Origin of the sequence: Sphaerochaeta sp. UBA5836 (assembly GCF_002432845.1) — a bacterium.
In the GTDB taxonomy this organism is placed as follows: Bacteria; Spirochaetota; Spirochaetia; order Sphaerochaetales; family Sphaerochaetaceae; genus Sphaerochaeta.
Genome location: NZ_DJGW01000103.1, coordinates 3,627 through 18,801 on the forward strand (window position 1 = coordinate 3,627; position 15,175 = coordinate 18,801).

The 15,175-nt window shown below is 51.5% G+C and carries 19 protein-coding genes and 1 tRNA gene; 5 read left to right on the plus strand and 15 right to left on the minus strand.

All coding sequences use genetic code 11. The annotated features are described in order from the left end of the window. On the minus strand, window positions 1-1,439 hold a 1,439-nt coding region (locus B3F49_RS09505; RefSeq protein WP_414712526.1), incomplete at its 3' end, for a class I tRNA ligase family protein. Between the two features lie 121 nt (window positions 1,440-1,560). Between B3F49_RS09505 and B3F49_RS09510 the strand changes: the two genes are divergently transcribed. After that, complete coding sequence (locus B3F49_RS09510; RefSeq protein WP_293910660.1) at window positions 1,561-2,919, plus strand: CCA tRNA nucleotidyltransferase; 1,359 nt, start codon at window positions 1,561-1,563, stop codon at window positions 2,917-2,919. Here the strand turns inward: B3F49_RS09510 and rnc are convergent. The 12 genes from rnc to B3F49_RS09570 all read right to left on the minus strand — a co-directional run bounded on the left by rnc (window position 2,892) and on the right by B3F49_RS09570 (window position 11,641). Continuing rightward, window positions 2,892-3,638 (minus strand): ribonuclease III, encoded by a 747-nt coding sequence (rnc, locus tag B3F49_RS09515; protein WP_293893588.1) that lies wholly within the window; start codon window positions 3,636-3,638, stop codon window positions 2,892-2,894. The genes B3F49_RS09510 and rnc overlap by 28 nt on opposite strands. A 14-nt stretch (window positions 3,639-3,652) precedes the next feature. Next, window positions 3,653-3,892 carry an acyl carrier protein gene (acpP, locus tag B3F49_RS09520; protein WP_293893585.1) on the minus strand — a complete coding sequence of 80 codons (240 nt, stop codon included), beginning with the start codon at window positions 3,890-3,892 and terminating at the stop codon, window positions 3,653-3,655. A 21-nt stretch (window positions 3,893-3,913) separates the two neighbouring features. After that, window positions 3,914-4,099, minus strand: coding sequence for a 50S ribosomal protein L32 (rpmF, locus tag B3F49_RS09525; RefSeq protein WP_013606986.1), 186 nt, complete (start codon window positions 4,097-4,099; stop codon window positions 3,914-3,916). 60 nt (window positions 4,100-4,159) lie between these two features. After that, complete coding sequence (coaD, locus tag B3F49_RS09530; protein ID WP_293910662.1) at window positions 4,160-4,660, minus strand: pantetheine-phosphate adenylyltransferase; 501 nt, start codon at window positions 4,658-4,660, stop codon at window positions 4,160-4,162. After that, window positions 4,657-5,148: a hypothetical protein gene (locus tag B3F49_RS09535; protein WP_293893573.1), complete on the minus strand. Its 492-nt coding sequence runs from the start codon at window positions 5,146-5,148 to the stop codon at window positions 4,657-4,659. Before B3F49_RS09535 ends, coaD begins: the two co-directional genes overlap by 4 nt. Before the next feature lie 103 nt (window positions 5,149-5,251). Further along, window positions 5,252-5,608: a 50S ribosomal protein L19 gene (rplS, locus tag B3F49_RS09540; protein WP_244774983.1), complete on the minus strand. Its 357-nt coding sequence runs from the start codon at window positions 5,606-5,608 to the stop codon at window positions 5,252-5,254. After that, on the minus strand, window positions 5,595-6,347 hold the full coding sequence (gene trmD, locus B3F49_RS09545; protein ID WP_293910664.1) for a tRNA (guanosine(37)-N1)-methyltransferase TrmD: 753 nt from the start codon (window positions 6,345-6,347) through the stop codon (window positions 5,595-5,597). The genes rplS and trmD overlap by 14 nt, the downstream gene beginning before the upstream one ends. Continuing rightward, on the minus strand, window positions 6,344-6,850 hold the full coding sequence (gene rimM, locus B3F49_RS09550) for a ribosome maturation factor RimM (protein ID WP_293893559.1): 507 nt from the start codon (window positions 6,848-6,850) through the stop codon (window positions 6,344-6,346). The genes trmD and rimM overlap by 4 nt, the downstream gene beginning before the upstream one ends. Window positions 6,851-6,853: 3 nt before the next feature. Next, complete coding sequence (locus tag B3F49_RS09555) at window positions 6,854-7,087, minus strand: KH domain-containing protein (protein ID WP_293893556.1); 234 nt, start codon at window positions 7,085-7,087, stop codon at window positions 6,854-6,856. 15 nt (window positions 7,088-7,102) lie between these two features. After that, window positions 7,103-7,369, minus strand: coding sequence for a 30S ribosomal protein S16 (rpsP, locus tag B3F49_RS09560; RefSeq protein WP_293893553.1), 267 nt, complete (start codon window positions 7,367-7,369; stop codon window positions 7,103-7,105). Window positions 7,370-7,394: 25 nt separating this feature from the next. Then, window positions 7,395-8,729 carry a signal recognition particle protein gene (gene ffh, locus B3F49_RS09565; protein ID WP_293893551.1) on the minus strand — a complete coding sequence of 445 codons (1,335 nt, stop codon included), beginning with the start codon at window positions 8,727-8,729 and terminating at the stop codon, window positions 7,395-7,397. Between the two features lie 62 nt (window positions 8,730-8,791). Further along, the gene (locus tag B3F49_RS09570) at window positions 8,792-11,641 is read right to left on the minus strand and encodes a chromosome segregation SMC family protein (RefSeq protein ID WP_293910666.1); all 2,850 of its coding nucleotides are present in this window, start codon (window positions 11,639-11,641) and stop codon (window positions 8,792-8,794) included. 81 nt (window positions 11,642-11,722) lie between these two features. Here B3F49_RS09570 and B3F49_RS09575 point away from each other — a divergent pair, with 81 nt between their 5' ends. Then, the gene (locus B3F49_RS09575) at window positions 11,723-12,352 is read left to right on the plus strand and encodes a ribonuclease HII (protein ID WP_293893547.1); all 630 of its coding nucleotides are present in this window, start codon (window positions 11,723-11,725) and stop codon (window positions 12,350-12,352) included. On the opposite strand, the gene B3F49_RS09580 is transcribed toward B3F49_RS09575, so the two are convergent. Next, window positions 12,349-12,807, minus strand: coding sequence for a GNAT family N-acetyltransferase (locus B3F49_RS09580; protein WP_293893545.1), 459 nt, complete (start codon window positions 12,805-12,807; stop codon window positions 12,349-12,351). The two genes, B3F49_RS09575 and B3F49_RS09580, sit on opposite strands and share 4 nt — an antisense overlap. A 50-nt stretch (window positions 12,808-12,857) precedes the next feature. Beyond that, the gene (locus tag B3F49_RS09585; protein ID WP_293893542.1) at window positions 12,858-13,106 is read right to left on the minus strand and encodes a DUF3276 family protein; all 249 of its coding nucleotides are present in this window, start codon (window positions 13,104-13,106) and stop codon (window positions 12,858-12,860) included. Window positions 13,107-13,220: 114 nt separating this feature from the next. Here B3F49_RS09585 and B3F49_RS09590 point away from each other — a divergent pair. The 3 genes from B3F49_RS09590 to B3F49_RS09600 form a co-directional block, all read left to right on the plus strand. After that, window positions 13,221-13,291: transfer RNA gene (locus tag B3F49_RS09590), tRNA-Gly, on the plus strand. Window positions 13,292-13,399: 108 nt separating this feature from the next. Next, window positions 13,400-14,587, plus strand: a complete 1,188-nt coding sequence (locus B3F49_RS09595) for an aminopeptidase (protein ID WP_293910668.1) — start codon at window positions 13,400-13,402, stop codon at window positions 14,585-14,587. Window positions 14,588-14,597: 10 nt separating this feature from the next. Then, window positions 14,598-15,175 (plus strand): aminopeptidase (locus B3F49_RS09600; protein ID WP_293910731.1); only part of this gene is annotated, 578 nt, incomplete at its 3' end.

Below are 15,175 nucleotides of genomic sequence, written 5' to 3' on the forward strand. Positions count from 1 at the left end.
ACACTGCCGATCACCTCGATATGGTCGCTGCCGTCGCACTTCCACACGGGAATGGGATTTCCCCAGAACCGGTTGCGGCTGATGGCCCAATCACGTGCCCCCTCGAGCCACTTGCCGAAACGGCCGTACTTGAGGTGGTCGGGCATCCAGGAAATCTGTTCGTTGGAACTGAGCATGTACTGTTTGATCTTGTTGATGTCGACGAACCAACAGCTCATGGCCCTATAGATCAGAGGTTTCTTGGTTCGGTAGCAGAACGGATACGAGTGGAGATAGTTCTCGCGCTTGACCAAAAGATTGTGCTCTTTGAGGTAGGCAATGATATCCTTGTCGGTATCCTTGACAAAACGTCCTTCAAAATCGGGCACCTCATTGGTGAAGCGGCACTCCAGGTCTATCGGACAGACAACGGGAATCCCGCTTCCCTTGAGCACCTGATAGTCATCCTCTCCGAATCCGGGGGCTGTATGAACAATGCCGCAGCCGTCTTCGGTGGTTACGTAATCACCATTTACACAGACAAAGGCACCTTTTTCCTTCAAATCAGCAAAATACGGGAACAACGGCTGGTACCGCATCCCCTTGTAGAAGGTTCCCTTCCGCTCATCCACAATCTCGTAGGAGGCCGGGTCCTTGTAGTAATGGCCAAGACGGGCCTTGCCCAATATATAGTAATTCCCGTCACTCTTGTCATGGACCTTCAGATAGTCGATTTCTGGCCCAAAGGCCAGGGCCAGGTTGGATGGAAGCGTCCAGGGCGTGGTCGTCCATGCCAGAAAGTAGGTATCTTTCTCTCCGTCGACGGCAAAACGAACGGTCACAGCCTGGTCGACCACATCCTGGTACCCGCCGAGGTTGACTTCAAAGTTGGAAAGCGGGCTTGCAAGGGCGGGGCTATAGGGAAGGATATTGTACCCTTCATAGATGTAGCCTTTCTCATACAGGGTCTTGAACACCCACCAGATGGTTTCCATGTAGTCGGTATCCATTGTGCGGTATCCGTTCTCCCAATCCACCCAGCGTCCCATGCGGTTGATGGTACTCTGCCACTCCTTGGTATAGCGCAGGACAATCGAGCGGCACTGCTCGTTGAACTTGGCTACGCCGTACTTGACAATGGCAGAATGACCACTGATGCCCAGCGTCTTTTCCATCTCATACTCAACAGGAAGACCGTGGCAGTCCCACCCGAAACCGCGTCTGACGCGCTTGCCTTTCATGGTGTGGTATCGGGGAATGGCATCCTTGATGGTTCCAGGAACCAAGTGGCCGAAATGGGGAAGGCCCGTGGCAAACGGAGGTCCATCGTAGAACACGTATTCGTTCTCCTGTGACCTTGATTCAATCGATTTCTTGAAAATATCCTCTGCCTGCCAAAACGACAAAACATTCTCTTCCATCTGGGGAAAATCCACTTTGGTGTTTACTGGACGAAACATACTTACTCCTCGCGTCTATGCAATCGCATGACGCCATTCTATTCATATCTGCAGGAAATGACAACCTTTGTGAGTTGTTTTTCCCGTTGACGTTCTTCGGCATGCGCGCTACTGTTCGCATATGAATGTCTTGTCGATTCCGCCTGTCATCCGCAGGTTTGCCCGGTACTTCACCGATGCAGGATTCTCCCTCTATATCGTGGGAGGGGCTGTGCGCGACCATCTTTTGGGCTTGAAAAGCGAAGACTATGATTTCACCACCGACGCTCTCCCCGACCAAGTGATGCAACTCTTCAAGCACGTGATACCGACCGGCATCGAGCATGGCACGGTTACCGTGCATTTTGAAAAGCAGAGCTTCGAGGTGACGACGTTCCGCAGTGAAGCCGACTATATCGACGGCAGGCACCCAAGCTCTGTTACGTTCATTCCCAGTCTCGAAGAAGATCTCAAGCGACGGGACTTCACCATCAATGCATTCGCAGCCGATTGCAGAGATGGACGCATCATCGATTTGCATGACGGGAAAAAGGATTTGAAAAACAAGATCATCAGGGCAATCGGCGATCCCCGGCAGCGTTTCGCTGAGGATGCACTGAGAATACTCAGGGCCGCCAGGATTGCAGCAAAACTCAATTTTTCCATTGAAATGCAAACCTTGTCGGCCATGGGAATGCTGAAGGAGAACCTTTCCAAGGTAAGTGCGGAGCGCATCCGCGATGAGCTGTTCAAGCTTGTACTCTCCGACCATCCCGCCACAGGACTTTCCTACCTCAAAGAACAGGGGATTCTCACCGTCATTCTTCCGGAGTTCAAGGCCTGTGATGGATTGTTCCAAGGGGGCATGCACCACGAGGATGTTCTCTCCCACTCCATCTCAGCCTGCCAGGCCTCTGCAGCATTTGCATCCACGTTGGAGGTTAGGCTGGCGGCATTGTTGCACGATATCGGCAAGTGCGAGGTAGTGGTCCCGACAGAAGACCGCAACACCTTCAAAAGCCACGAGCTGGTCGGAGAGATGATCACCCAGTCGTTGCTCAAGCGCCTCAAAGCAAGCAACAATCTGATCAAGGATGTCTCCCACCTTGTACGCCATCATATGTTCGATTATCAGAGCAATTGGAGCGACAGCGCGGTGCGACGCTTCATCGCCCGTGTAGGCCTACAGTACATCCCCCGGCTTTTGCAGCTCAGAATCGCCGATCAGGTTGCCATTCACGGCAAGGCCAATACCGTGTTGCTCGATGAACTGCACCATCGCATCAAGGCGATCATCGAAGAGCACGACGCCCTTTCAATCAAGGACTTGGCAGTGAATGGCAACGACTTGTTGGACTTGGGAATACCCAAGGGAGAAAAAATCGGGGCCACCCTCTCCTATCTCTTGGAGACGGTGCTCGATGACCCCGGACAAAACAACCGTGAGCAACTGCTCGATCTGGCTGAAAAGTATCAATCACTGGCAGTCTTCACCAACTGATCATAGGCCAGTTTCGCCGCCATCTGCTCAGCTTGTTTCTTGTTCGCCCCGCTGGCCGGTCCGAACACCCTGCCGTTCACATCGACTTCAACAAAGAACGTGAAGTCATGCTCCGGCCCTGTTTTCTTGACCAGTGTATATGTAGGAACCTTGCGCCAACGTTTTTGCATATATTCCTGCAGACTTGTCTTGTAATCACGATGATAATCATCATCGAGCACCGCCCTGATCTGCTGTTCGAGGTATCGCATGATGAAGGATTTGGCCGCTTCGAATCCGCTGTCCAGATAGCAAGCGGCAAAGAGGGCCTCCATGCAGTCGGCAAGCAGGGCCTTTTTCTCCCTGCCTCCGGTATTCTCCTCACCTTTTCCGATAAGCAGATACCGATCGACATGAAGTTGTCTTGCAATCATGGCAAGACTGTCTTCACTGACGACAACGCTCTTGATTTTTGAAAAATCCCCCTCCGCCTTGGCAGGAAGATTGTTGAAAAGCCAATCAGCGACGCACATCCCCAGGACACTGTCACCTAAAAATTCAAGTCTCTCATTGTTATCAACCAGCTCACTGGTCTCGTTGGCATATGATCGATGGGTAAAGGCAAGATTCAACAACGAAAGATTTGAGATGATGATGTTGCTTTCTCTGATAAATACAAGAAGCTCCCGCTCTCTTTCTGATGAGATGGCGGGAGCTCTCATGAAGAGTTTGCTCTCCATTGGGCTAATGTGCCTTAGAGTTTTGTTGCAAGGAAGTCTACTGCATCCTTAACCGTTTCAAACTCATTCGCCTTCTCATCAGGGATGGAAATTCCAAGTTCCTCTTCAATGGCATACACCAATTCGTAGGTATCAAGACTATCTGCTCCAAGATCCTTGCGGAAGGAGGCATCCATGGTGATCTTGCTCTCGTCGATCTCCAACTTCTCTGCAATCAAAGACTTTACTTTTTCAAAAACTTCTTTGCTATCCATCTCGCTTCTCCTGAGTATTACTTATTTGTCCTGCAGCTCGATGACCTGCACGCCACGATAGAATCCGCACTTGGGGCACACGCGGTGAGGCAGAACCATATTTCCACAGGTACCACACTGGGAGAGCGTGGGGGCAGCAAGACGCATGTTGGCAGCCTTTCTGGAAGCGGCACTAGCCTTCGAAGTCTTATATTTGGGTGTTGCCATGTTGATATCCTCTTACACTATGCAAAATTTTGACACGTTTAGAAGAATAACGGAAAAGCCCTAAAGCGTCAACAACTTGATTCGTTTTCTCATCAATTGTACGACAAGCGGGGGAACCATCGGGGAAATATCGGCCCCATATGCTGCCATTTCCTTGATGGCACTGGACCTAAGTTGGAAATATTTGGGGCTGGTAGGCATAAACAAGACTTCCAGGGCGGGATTGAGTTGCTTGTTGGTCATCGCCAACTCGAACTCATATCCGAAGTCGACCAAGGCCCTGACACCCCTGATCATCACCCCTATCTGATGGGCCCGGGCAAAGTCAACGACCAGACCTCGATAGCTTACCACTTCGATGTTCTTGTGGTCGCAGAGAATCCGGCGCAGCATGTCCATGCGCTCATCAGGAGTAAACAGACACTGTTTTTGGACATTGTCCGCTACTACGACATACAGTTTCTCATATAAGAGTGCACTGCGTTCAATAATGTCGATATGCCCGTTTGTCGGTGGATCGAACGAGCCGGGGAGCATGGCGGTTCTGCTTGGTATACTCATTGCTTGGTCGCCTCCACGAATTTCTTCATCTGCTCAAAGGCTTCGGAATTCTCCCAAACAACACGTCTGATGAAGGTGAAAGTCCCATCCTCTTTGGTTTCCACTACTGCAAACGTGCCTCTGCCGATATAGCTGACCTTCTGATTGGCTGCAAGCGGCTGCTGGGCGGATATCTGTTCCAGGACACAGTCGAAATGACAGAACCCGCCCTCCGGGTGGGTCAATGCACTGGCTATGACATCAATGACCTGTCCGCAGATTTTGCAGGTTTCAAGCGGTTCCGACACTCGCTTGACCGGGAGCTGGGCAATGGTGCTGTGATATGGTTTCTTGGCTGTTTCAGGCAGCAAGGTGTTTTTGGGTTTAGCGACGCTCTCTTTCTGTGCTTGTTTCGCCTTGGACTGCTTTTTTGATCGATTGCGCTTTTCTTTCCGGTTTCGTTCCTGTTTCAACTGCGCCTGCTCATTGACTGGTCTTTCTGCTTCCATCTCTACCTCGCATACCCTAGCCTACCTTGTTTTAGCAAGGAGGGCAAGAGAACAGAAAAGGACGGCAAGCTGCCGTCCCCTGTTTACGCTTGACAAACCACCGTTAGGCGTTCTTCTTGCGGATGAGTTCCTTGACCTTGGCCTTCTTGCCGACCTTGCCACGGATATAGTAGAGCTTTGCCCTTCTGACACGGCCCTTGCGAATGACTTCAATCTTCTCGATACGGGGAGAGTGCAAGGGGAAAATCCTTTCAACGCCCACACCGTAGGAAATCTTGCGGACAACGAACGTTCTCCGAATCCCACCATTGTTCTTGGCAATCACCAGGCCTTCGAAAACCTGGACACGCTCATTGGTACCTTCAATAATCTTGAAGAACACTTTTACGGTATCGCCAACGCAAAAATTCTCTGCATTTTCCTTCATCTGTTCTGACTCAATAGCCTTAATAACATCCATCGTCTACGGTCCCCTTCGCACTATGTTCTTTCAATACGTTTAAAATCTTTCTGGAGTTCGCATCCAAGGATGCCGTCTCCAACAAATCCGGCCGATGTGACAAAGTCTTCTCCAACCGTTTCTGCAGTCGCCATTGTCCAATTTTGGCATGATGTCCGCTCAATAATACATCAGGGACACCTTTTGAGCAATAGGTCTCAGGCCTTGTATAGTGAGGATATTCCAGCAGATTGTTGTGAAAACTCTCCTCTGAAAGTGAGTCGTTGGATATCACACCGTCCAAGAGACGGTAGACGGCATCGACAATCACCAAGGTGGAAACCTCACCGCTGCTGATAACATAATCCCCGATACAAATCTCGTCATCAACATATAGGTCTATCACCCGTTGGTCAATACCTTCATAATGACCGCAGATGAAGACCAATTCATCTTCCTTGCTCAAGTTCTCGGCATAGTGCTGGGTGAAGCGTTTACCGGAGGGGGAAGCGTACACGACCCGCTTGGACTCTGCCTTGATGGAGGCCAGCGCCTTGCACAGCGGATCGGTCTTGATCACCATGCCGGCTCCCCCACCGTAAGGAACATCGTCACAACTCTGATGCTTGTCGGTGGCAAAACTGCGGAAGTCAATGATTTCATACTCCACCAAGCCGCTTTGCACAGCCCGCCTCATGATTGAATTTTTAAAGAATCCCTCTACCATCTCCGGGAAAAGGGTGACAATCTGGATTTTCACGCGAGAATCCAGGGAGTCTTCAACTCAATCGTTCGGTTCTTCAAATCAACCTCTCCAATATACTCTTTCAGATAAGGTACCATATAGAGTTGTTCGTCCGCCGTCCGCACTTCCAGCAATACAGCCTGCGCACCGTCGATACTGCTGACCACCTCGGCCAGCGTTTCGCCTTCGTGCTCCAACGTGCAACCGATGAGGTCGGCAACATAGTACTGACCCTTTTTCAAAGGGGCCGCCTTGCTGCGTTCCACCAACAGGTGCTGACCGTTCAAGGCCCTCGCAGTTTCAGGATCGTCGAATCCTGCAAACTTCATAAGGGCCTGAGAACCCTGCATCCTGAAACTTTGTATCGTAAGGCGCTGCTCTGTACCATCTTTTGCACGAAGAACCACCTCCTTGAGTTTTCCAAGGTAGGAACAATCGTCGTTGTGCGCATGAATCTTCACCTCACCGGTAATCCCAAACGGGCTTTTTACGGTAGCAGTCCAGAGCAACTCTTCCATACGTCAGTCCAGTATTTCGAGCACGGCACGCTTGCCGCTCTTGGTGGCTGAGGCACTCAGGATTGTCCTGATAGCCTTTGCAATGCGGCCTTGCTTGCCGATCACCTTGCCGACATCCTCACTGGCGACCTTCAGTTCAAGGATCGTGGACTTTTCGCCCTCGACCACATTGATGCTGACTTCGTCAGGGACATCAACCAGTGATTTCACAATGTATTCAACAAGATCTTTTTCCACAACCATCTCCTGGAATTATTCCTGGACAGTTCTGGTTATAGTTACACCATTTCTGTTGAGCAGGCTTTTTACGGTATCGCTGGGCTGTGCCCCCTTGGCAAGCCATTCCTTGATTTTCTCGACCTTCAGTACTACCTGCTTGTCCTTCTCGGCCAAGGGGTGGTACTGACCAACCTCATCGAGGGTCTTGCTCTGGGTGTTAGCCCTTGAGTCCATCACCACGATACGGTAGTCAGGTCTCTTCTTGCTGCCAAATCTCTTCAGTCTCATGCTTGTGCTCACGTCAATTCCTCCTACGAATTCAACTCTACATACCCATCTGTTTCAGCATTGCAGCCTGGTATTTTTTATTTTTTGCCAACTTCTTCATCGTAAGTCGCATTTTCTCAAACTTCTTGAGCAATCGGTTGACATCGGACACAGTAGTCCCGCTGCCGTTTGCCACCCGTTTGCGTCTGGTCGGCCCCATTATATGGTAATTCGCACGTTCCGCATAGGTCATGGATAGGATAATTGCTTTCTCCTTGCGAATTTCCGCCTTGTCGATGTCATCTTCACTGATCTGGCCCTTGGCCCCGGGAATCATCTCCAACAGCTGTTCCATCGACCCCATCTTGTCCATATTGTTCAGTTGGTCGAGGTAATCCTGCAGGTCAAAGGTGTTCTTTGCCATCTTTTCCTGCATTCTGAGAGCTTCTTTCTCATCGATTGCGCTCTGGGCCTTTTCAACCAAGCTTACGATATCACCCATGCCAAGGATTCGGCCGGCGATGCGGTCGGGATAGAACGGCTCGATGTCGTCCATCTTCTCGCCGACACCGATGTACTTGATGGGTTTTCCAACAACCGAACGCAGCGAAAGTGCGGCACCGCCGCGGGTGTCACTATCGAACTTGGAGAGAATTACCCCGGTAATTCCGACTTTCTGCTCAAATTCCTGGGCGATGGCAACAGCGTTCTGACCGGTCATCGAGTCTGCAACAAAGAGCGTTTCATCCGGCTTGATGGCATCACGAACCCGCTGGATCTCATCCATGAGGGCCTGGTCGAGGTGCATGCGCCCGCTTGTATCGACGATCAGAATGTCGCGCTGCTCCTTCTTTGCCTGGGCAAGGGCTGCCTTTGCAACCTTGGAAGGGTCTTTCTCCCCGGCAAGGGTGAACACCGGCACACCAACCGACTCACCGAGGACTTGCAGCTGCAGAATGGCCGCCGGCCTGACCAAGTCGGCGGCAACCAACATGGGACGCCTGCCCTCCCGCTTGAGGCGGGAAGCCAGCTTGGCGCTGGTGGTGGTCTTGCCGGATCCCTGCAACCCCATCATCAGGATGACGGTGGTGGTGTCGGGACCCTTGAGCAGGAGTTTTTGATTCTCCTCATCCCCGAGCAGGGCGACCATGTGATCGTAGACGATCTTCACGAACTGTTGACCCGGATCGACGGCCTTGAGGACTTTCTCCCCAAGAGCTTCTTCCATGGTCCCATTGATGAAGCGTCTGACAACGCGCAGGTTTACGTCAGCATCCAGGAGCGCCACCTTGATCTCTTCGACGGCATCCTGGATGTTCTTCTCGGTTATTTTGGACTTGCCGGCAAACGTTCGCATGATGCCGGAGAACTTATCGCTTATTGAATCAAACATTACCTTACTCTATTATGAATTTCACTCAAGTTACATCTTATACCGTACACCAGTCTTTTCTGTCAAGAAGTGCCGAGAGACTGCCCTTCCTCATCGAAGGAAACGGCCTGTTGCTGGTCATTGAGAATGACCTGTTCCCCTGCAAAGTTCCCGATACGATAGCTGACCATGGTCGAAACCCCGGGCTCCATCTGGGTCACCCCCAAGAGGGTCTGGCTTCCCATGACTGTATGCTTGTTGTGAGTGATGATGATGAATTGGCTCTTGCGGGCGAACTCTTCCAGCACGGAGAGAAAATATCCGATATTTCGGTCATCGAGGGCGGCATCGATCTCATCGAGGATGCAGAAGGGAGAGGGTTTTACCAGATACGTGGCAAACAGCAGGGCGACAGCGGTCATCGACCTCTCACCCCCACTGAGCAAGGCCAGATGCGTCAACTTCTTTCCTGGCGGCTGGGCCAGGATGTCAATCCCGCTCTCCAGGACGTTTTCTGGATCGACCAAAGTCAACTCCGCCCGCCCTCCCCCGAACAGGCGGCGGAACATCTCCTGAAAATTCTGGCTGATCTGCTTGTAGGAGGCAAGAAAAAGCTCCTCGCTGCGGCTCTTGATCTGGAGCACCACTGCATCGAGATCCGCTTTCGCCCTGTTCAGGTCATCCAGCTGCTTGGTCAGAAAGTCGTACTGCTCCTTGACCTCGCCGAACTCTTCCTCAGCCATCTGATTGATGTACCCCATTCCCTCGATATTTTTTCTCACCTCCTCCAACCGGGACTTGAGAACGGGAATGTCGAGGGTCTCTTCGCTCAATCTACCTTCAAACTCTTTCAGGCTCTTGCCGTAGTTGTCGAAGAAGTTGGTGTACAGCACAGCTATATTGCTTGCAAGCTGTTCAATCTGCAGCTCCAGCTTCTCCTTCTCCGACCGCATTTTCTGCAGCTCTTCATACCGCTCGTTCTTCTGGTCCTGCTTGCTCCTGATCTGATTGCTCTGCTGCTCAATGACCACGATCAAATCTTTCAAGTCTGCATTCAGCATAGCGATGCGGTTCTTATTCTCCTTCACCTCGCCCTCGACGCTGCGGATGTCCTCCTGCGTCTCATAGATCCGCTCCTGTGCCGTCTCAGAGAGCTTGACCGCATCCTTGTATTGATACTCCTGCTCGGTGACCGAACGCTGAAGCTTGGACACCCACTCCTTGGCGGCGCTCTTTTGCGAAAGCAGTTGATTCATAGCTACCTTCTGGTCGCTGATGGTGCCTTGGTATCGTTCAAGTTCGAGGCCCAGGCGGACATTTTCCTCCCGCAGGTAGGCAATCCGTTCACGATTCGACTGCACTTGCTTGCGTATTGCAGCCATCTGGTCGTCGAGGCGGTGCTTCTCGGAAATGGTGCCCTGGGGTGAAATGAGCTCGTCGAGGAAGGTCGGCTGCATGGCCTCATACTTTTGAAACAAGGCTTGGATGCGCTCAACGGCAATGGACATGTTCTGATGGAACTGAAGCTGCCTCTCAACCAGGTCCTGGGAAGAGAGGGTGGTATGGGACAGTTGCTTGAGGAACTGCGTCTGCTCCTCAAGGCTTTTGCGCATATACTCGATGGCTTTGACCAAGTCCGCCCTGGCAGCTTCCTTGCTGTTCTGGTTGTACCCGCTCTGCTTCAGCTTCTCCTCGAGCTGGATGACGATGATATCGGTCAGCTCCTTGATCTTCAACGAAAGCTCTTCAAGGCTGTCATCAAGGCCCATGTTTTGGCCTTCAAGATCGGTAATCTCTTGGTTATGCCCATACAGCAGGGAACGCGTGGCGTCCAACGCTTTCTGGTTGCGGGTCATCTCCTCTTCAAGCTGGATGACCGAGGCGTCGATATCCGCCATCTCATCGAGTTTTTGGTCGATTTCAGCGGTATCGCGTTCAATATGTTCCAAAATGACCTGGCTGCGGGCTGCGGCTTGGTCCTTTTGCTGCAAAAAATCCCGGAAGCGCTGGGTCAACAAGTCGAGTTTATCCGCCTTGCCCTTGATGGACTCATCAAGTCGCTGCAGTTCCGTCTGCATGGTTATCCGCTCGGTTCCCAAGGCTCGAAGCTGGTCCTGCATCTGTTCAATTTCCTGGTCGCAACTAGTCAAGGAGCCCTTCTGCGACTCAAACTCACGCTCGTACCGCTCCTTCAACTCGATCTTGCTCTCACGCAGCATGATGTATGATTTGAGTGTTGAGAGTTGGACATCTACTTCGAGGGAGAATTGTTCTTGCTTGAGCGTGCGGTAGGAGGCCGCCTTGGCTGCCTGATTCTTCTTGGTTTCGTAGTTGCGCTTCACTTCCTTGAGAATGGTTTCCACCTGCAGGATGTTCTCATCAGTCTTTGCCAGCTTGCGTTCGGCTTCTATGCTTTGGACCTTGAATCGTGATATTCCTGCAGCTTCCTCGAATATATAGCGTCGGTCTTCCGGCTTTGAAGAGAGAATTTGGTCGATCTTTCCTTGCTCGAGAATGGAGTAGGCACTCTTTCCTACTCCAGTGTCATAGAAGAGCTCACGGATGTTCTTGAGCAGGACCCTGTTGCGGTTCAAATAGTATTCACTCTCGCCGCTTCGGAATATGCGTCGCTTGATCTCAACCTCAGCTTCTTCAATGGAAAGATGGCGTTCCTCATTGGAGATGACCAACGATACCTCTGCTACCTGAAGAGGTTTTCTCGTATCGGTGCCGTTGAAAATGATGTCTTCCATGCGGCCGGCCCGTAGTGTTTTCGTCGATTGTTCGCCAAGCACCCACTTGATGGCATCGACTATGTTGCTCTTTCCACATCCGTTGGGGCCAAGCAGGCTGGTAATTCCATCTGAAAATTCCAAATTCACTTTATCTGCAAAGGATTTGAAACCATATATCTCCAGGCTTTTTAGAAACAAAATACACCCTCTTTGTGCTTGACGCAGTAATGGGAGGATTATAGCATAGGTTGGTCGTCGGTAAAAGTAGGAGGAAAAAGCATGCAGGAGGCCTTGTTGTTCCCGATGGAGCACGATTACCGCGTAGTATGCGGCTTGGATGAAGCCGGCAGGGGGCCGCTGGCAGGTCCTGTGGTGGCTGGAGCAGTCATCCTGGGCCCCGACTTTCCCACCCACCTGCTCAACGATTCAAAGAAGCTGAGTGAAAAGCAACGCCTTGAAGCAGAAATGGTGATTAAAAATAAGGCCCTTTTTTGGGCTATCGCTCTGGCAACCGCCCAGGAAATCGACAGGATCAACATCCTGCAGGCTTCGCTTTTGGCCATGCAGCGCGCCTATGAGAAAATCAGCAGCAAAGTACGGGTGGATTTGGCCCTGGTTGACGGCAACCAACGCCCGAACCTGGATTGCATCACCCAGACGATTGTCGGTGGGGATGCCCTCGTTCCCCAAATCATGGCGGCCAGCATCCTTGCCAAGAATCAACGGGACAGATACATGGTGCTCTGCCACCAAAAATGGCCTCTCTACAATTTTGAGAAACACAAGGGCTATCCAACCGCCGAGCACCGAGATGCATGTCTGCTCTATGGCTTGTGCCCCATTCATCGGCGTACATTCCACATCAAAGGCAAACCGCAGAACAACAGCTGTCAGGCAACGCTCTTTTAGAGCAGCCGCATCATCGGCACAAATCGTATGCCGTCTCTCTCTTGTTCAGGAGCACACTGCTTGAACCCAAAGTGTTGGTAGGCCTCTACTGCCGAGAGTGCAGCGTTGACGCTGATTGCCGCCACACTGCTGTCCCGCTTCTTGCACAGCGATACAGCCTGTTCGACCAGTGCCTTCGCAAAGCCTTTTCCTTGGTGCTCACATTTGGTGAACAGCAGGCAGATATGGGAGTTTCTGCCAATTTCAATCAGGGAGACAAGCGTTCCATCCAAGAAGGCAACCAATCCGAATCCTCCGTCCGAAAGGCGGGCCTGCATCGCGCTTTCTTCGATGAATGCGTAGAAGGTCTGCCTTCCCTCTTCTGTATACGTCGAGGCAAGAACCTGGTCGAAGACTTCTCTTGCCAGGGCGCAGACTGCGGGAATATCCTGTGTCTGCATCTGTTTGATTTCCATCGATGCTACTCCTAATACAAGAAAGGCAGCCTCTCGGCTGCCCACTTGGTTTATTTCTGCTTGGAGTTCTGCTTGATGAAATCCAGGGATTTCTGCAGTTCCTTCAAGAATTCTCCCAAATCTTCCTGATAGACTATCAATGACTGCCTGATGAACTTGTCACTGTCAGGAGTACCCTTGCTCTCAACCAAATTGAGGAACATGTCCCCATAAATGTTCTCTTTCACATTAAAGAAATAGGTCCTGTCATTCTTGACAAGTCTCGTTGAATACACTTCTCCACGCTGTCCCACGCTCATAACCTCGCTTGTATCGCTATAGAGTACTTGTAACAGGCTTTATGCTCCTCTGTCAACTGCAGGTACTTGACGAAGAATTCAGAATACTTTATAAAAACACCGTACCAAGCATTTGCGCCTATCGTATAATGGTATTACCTCAGCCTTCCAAGCTGAAGAAGCGGGTTCGACTCCCGTTGGGCGCTCTAGAGAAACCTACACCAGTGCGTGTGGGTTTTTTGTTGTCTTATGCAATTCACCGGTATATCGCACCTCATAATTTTGCTATAGTATTGAATCGTACTGGAGGATTCATGGAACTCATACTCAAACGGTATGCACAGCTTATCATCGATGTGCAGCTCAAGCTGACCGAAGGCGACAGCCTTTCAATCAACACCGAAGCAACAACCATGCAATTTGCACGCCTGTTGGCCAGACAAGCATGTTTGACAACCCGCCAGAGCGTGACCATTGTGGAAACCAATCATGGGAAGGTTGTCCAAGCCTACCCGATTGAACCTGAGGAGAAGGAGATTTTCCGTCCGCCAGTGCACACGACGGTCATGTGCCATATCTTCGATCTTGATACAAATCCGTATCGAAATGCGGGCGACTTGTCCCTGGTTGTCGGTGAAGTAACAGCCATTGCAAAATTCGGCCATCTCAGCGACCCGGTGATCCTCGACCGCCGTATTGCCGTGCCATGGGCAAATGTTCCCTACCCCGGCATACGATGGGCGTCGGAACTGCTGGGAAAGGCTGTGAATGAAGATCGGATGTGGCATCTGTTCAGCATGCTCTATCGCCTGGACGATGGGTGGAACGTCTCATACTGGGAAGAGCAGGGAAATTTGTTGGAATATCGCAAGAACGCTTTGAACAAAATCGGCCATAGCCGTGTCACCTGTGTATCCGATGGTTGGCAGCTTGAAGTCGCGCTTGCACAAAACACGCGCTGGGCCGGCGGCAGGACCACTTTGGCGAGCAGGCGCTACTTCTCCCCTATGCTGCCCGTCCAAGGCCTCCATGCCCCGTTGGACAGCTTTTCGGCCCAAGGGACCTTTTCGGCCTCTCGACCTTTCTATGTACTGGGCAGCGAAGTGACAGGAGCGTGGTTTACCGTGAAGGACGGAAGAGTCACCGATTGGCAGGCGGAAACCGGAAAAGAGGCACTGTCTGCCTTCTTCAACATTGATGAAGGAGCGAGACATGTCGGCGAGATCTCCCTTGCTGACAACGACACCATTGAGAGCCGATACATCGAGAAATCGATTCACCCGCATTTTGCCAAGGAAATCACCACGACGATTACGTTCGGGGGATTCTCCTTGGACACGCTTACCACCCAGGCCAACGACGAGGATATCCTCACAAGCAAATTGTGTGAATCCTTGGTACGATTGGAAATTCCCGTGGGAGACAGTCATCTAAGTGTAACCCTCCAAGCCGATGACGGCCAAACCCATGACGTCATGTTTGAAGGGGTACACACCTTATAGGAGTATACATATGGACCCAAAACTCATTGCTGCATATGCAGACCTCATCATTGAGAAAGGCATCAATCTTCAGAAAGGAAAGAATGTCCTCATCCTGACCGGGCCGGGGACGTACTACTTCGCCCGCGAGCTCAGCAAATCGGCATACAGGAAGGGAGCGACCTTCGTCCAGGTGCTTCTTGACGACCTGGACGTACTTGCATCCCGCCTGGCAGCCCAGGAGGAGGACCAGCTGACGTTCAACCCGGCCTACATGAAGGCGCTCGACTATGAGATGTGCACCGAAGGCTGGTCCTACATCCGCATCGATGCCACCGAAGAACGGCTCGACCACGCCGAGCTCGACCAGACAAAGAATCAGATTCTTGGCAAGGCGAAGCGAAGGTTTCATGAAGCGCGAAGCAAGAAACTTATGCGCAGCCAGCTTGCTTGGTGTGTTTGCTGCGCCCCCGGCCCCCTGTGGGCCAAGCAGGTGCTTGGGCCGCAGGCTACCATCGATGATTTGATGGATGTGCTCAAGCCGATACTCCTGCTCGATACAAAAGACCCCGGTCTTGCCTGGGAAGAGAAGAAAGAGATGCTGGACCG